The sequence below is a fragment of the Microbacterium sp. 71-23 genome (genome assembly GCF_001897265.1).
In the GTDB taxonomy this organism is placed as follows: Bacteria; Actinomycetota; Actinomycetes; order Actinomycetales; family Microbacteriaceae; genus Microbacterium; species Microbacterium ginsengisoli.
Map to the genome: position 1 here is coordinate 1 of NZ_MKSL01000028.1, position 2,822 is coordinate 2,822.

Below are 2,822 nucleotides of genomic sequence, written 5' to 3' on the forward strand. Positions count from 1 at the left end.
GGGTCGGCCATGATGTCGGCGTCGGGACCGTACGCGCGCGCCTGCAGGCGGCGGAGCTCATCCTCGCGAGGATCGTCGTCCGCGCTCATGCGAGAGCAGTCCAGCGAGTCGACACGGGTCGAAGTCTAGGCGGCGGAGCCGAGATGGCGGGCGAAGAATCGGGCGGCGTCCTCGCCGGCGAATCGGGGGACGCCGGTGTGGCCGCCCATGTTGGCGTAGAGCGTCTTCTCGGTGGATGCGAAGGCGTCGAAGAGATCGAGAGCCATTCCGCGGTCGTTCCCCTCGTCGTCCCACTGGAGCAGGACGTGCAGCGGGATGGTGACCCGGCGCGCCTCCGCCATGGTGACCGTCGGAACGTAGCTGCCGGCGAAGAGTCCGGCCGCGGCGATACGCGAGTCGATGGCGGCGAGCCGTGTGCCGATCGCGATCACTCCGCCCGAGAATCCGACTTTCTCGCCGATCTCAGGGCGATCGAGGAGGTCGTCCAGGGTGAGCTGCCACTCGGGCACAGCCCGATCGACGAGCGGGAGGATCAGTCGGTCGATCACGTCGGCCCCGGGCCGGTCGCCCGCGGAGATCGTTCGCCGGAGGTCCGCGCGAGCCTGCTCCACGCCGGGCAACGGGATGCGGTCCCCCGCTCCCGGCGGCTCGATGGCGACCGCGGCGAAGCCCTGCGCGGCGGCGCTGAGCGCCCGTGCGACCAGACGGGGGTACATCCGTCGGAGTCCGAACCCGCCGGGCTGGCCCATCAGAATGAGCGGAACCGGGGTGGACGAGGACGCGGCGGGCGGCGTCCACAGGATCCCGGAGAAATCGGCGAGTGCGAACTCACGCTCGACGATGCCGTCGCCGAGAACCTGTTCGGAAGTGAAGCGCATGGACGCCCCACGGTATCAGCGCCTGACTGAGCTCACCAGAGCAGAGACGACGACGGCACCGGGGGAGTGCCCCGGTGCCGTCGTGCACGGTCTGCTACTCGGCGAACGAGCCCTGCAGGTCGAGCGTGATCGTGACGTCCTTGCCGACCAGCACGCCGCCGGTCTCGAGCGCCGCGTTCCAGGTCAGGCCGAAGTCCTCGCGGTTGACGACCGTCTTGGCCGTCGCGCCGGCCTTGTAGTTGCCCCACGGGTCCACGCCGAACCCGCCGAACTCGAGCTCGAACGTGGCGGGCTTGGTGACCCCGCGGATGGTCAGGTCGCCGTCCACGAGGAACTCGCCGTCCTCGATGCGGACGCCCTTGGAGACGAAGTCGAAGGTGGGGTGGTTCTCGGCGTCGAAGAAGTCGCCGGAGCGCAGGTGGGCGTCGCGACCCTCGTCCTTGGTGTCCACGGAGGTGACGTCGACGGTCGCCTCGACGCGGGCCTCGAGCGGGTTCTCGGGGGCGACGATGGTGGCGTCCTTGACGCCGAACGTGCCGCGCACCTTCGAGATCATCATGTGGCGGACGCTGAACGAGACCTCGCTGTGCGCGGGGTCGAGCTTCCAGGTGCCGGCCTTGTAGCCGGGGATGTCGATCGTGGTGTCGGTCATGGAGTACCTCCGTATCGGGCCGTCGAGCGGCGTGCTTACGGGGGTCAACGGCACCTCTGCCGGATCTATTCCGATGAATGCAGATCGATTTCGTGCGCAGAGCTGCGGAGATGCGCACGATCTCGGATGCATCTGGCGCGCGGCATCCGCAGATCCGCACACCTCCGCTGTTGCGCGCGGCCGAGGTCGCGAGTTCGGCCGATTCCCGCCCCGGCGTGCTGGCGGGTCGAGGCATCCGGCCCCTAGTGTCGGTCCTGATGCGGACGCGACCGGGCCGGCCGCACGAGCCGTGGAGGAGCGCAGCCGTGTCGAAGTGGACGCCCGTCATCATCCTGGGCTGCGCGCAGTTCGTCATGGTGCTCGACAGCACGGTCATGAACGTGTCGATCTCCACGGTGGTCACCGACCTCCACACGAGCGTGGCTGCGATGCAGAGCGCGATCACCTTCTACACCCTCACGATGGCGGCGGCGATGCTGCTGGGCGCGAAGCTCGGAGACGTGTGGGGGCGGCGCCGTGCGCTCGTCATCGGGGCGGTCGTGTACTCGATCGGGTCGCTCGCGACCGGACTCGCTCCCAACATCGTCTTCCTCTTCCTCGGCTGGTCGGTCGTCGAGGGGCTCGGCGCCGTGCTCGTGATCCCGGCGATCGCCGCCCTGATCGCCGACAACTACACGGGCCGCGCGCGCGTGACGGCGTTCGCGGTGATCGGGGCCGTGTCCGGGGCCGCCGTCGCGGCGGGGCCGCTCATCGGCGGCTTCCTCACCACCTACCTGAGCTGGCGGTACGTCTTCATCGGCGAGACCGTCATCATGATCGTCGTCCTCCTGCTGGCGCGGTTCGTCGCCGACACCAGCAGGCCGGCCCGCGTCCGCATCGACGCTCCGAGCGTCGTGCTCTCGGCGGCCGGCCTGGTGCTGATCGTCTACGGGATGCTGCAGTCGAAGACGTGGGGGTGGATCCTCCCCGCCGCCCCGCTGCAGATCGGGAACGTCGTGATCGCCCCGTTCGGACTGTCGATCGTGCCCTTCCTCATCGCCGCGGGGGTCCTGCTGTCGTGGCTCTTCCTCCGACGCCAGCGGCACCTCTCGGCGACGGGACGCCCCGCGCTTCTCGACGTCTCGATGTTCGGGATCGCGCGGCTGCGCGCCGGGCTCAGCGTGCTCGGCGCACAGTACGCCGTGATCGCCGGACTGTTCTTCATGATCCCGGTGTACCTGCAGATGACACTCGGCCTCGACGCGCTGGAGACCGGCGTCCGGATCTTCCCGCTGTCGATCGCCCTCATCCTG

At 69.3% G+C, this 2,822-nt stretch carries 3 protein-coding genes; 1 reads left to right on the forward strand and 2 read right to left on the reverse strand.

Features of this window, described 5'->3' with window-relative positions:
* Positions 1-125: 125 nt before the first annotated feature.
* The gene (locus BGO15_RS10585) at positions 126-878 is read right to left on the reverse strand and encodes a dienelactone hydrolase family protein (protein WP_286748236.1); all 753 of its coding nucleotides are present in this window, start codon (positions 876-878) and stop codon (positions 126-128) included.
* Positions 879-972: 94 nt separating this feature from the next.
* A complete protein-coding gene (locus BGO15_RS10590) occupies positions 973-1,530 on the reverse strand; it encodes a YceI family protein (protein ID WP_286748238.1) in 558 nt (185 codons plus the stop codon).
* Between the two features lie 305 nt (positions 1,531-1,835).
* Between BGO15_RS10590 and BGO15_RS10595 the strand changes: the two genes are divergently transcribed.
* Positions 1,836-2,822 (forward strand): MFS transporter (locus BGO15_RS10595; protein WP_286748240.1); only part of this gene is annotated, 987 nt, incomplete at its 3' end.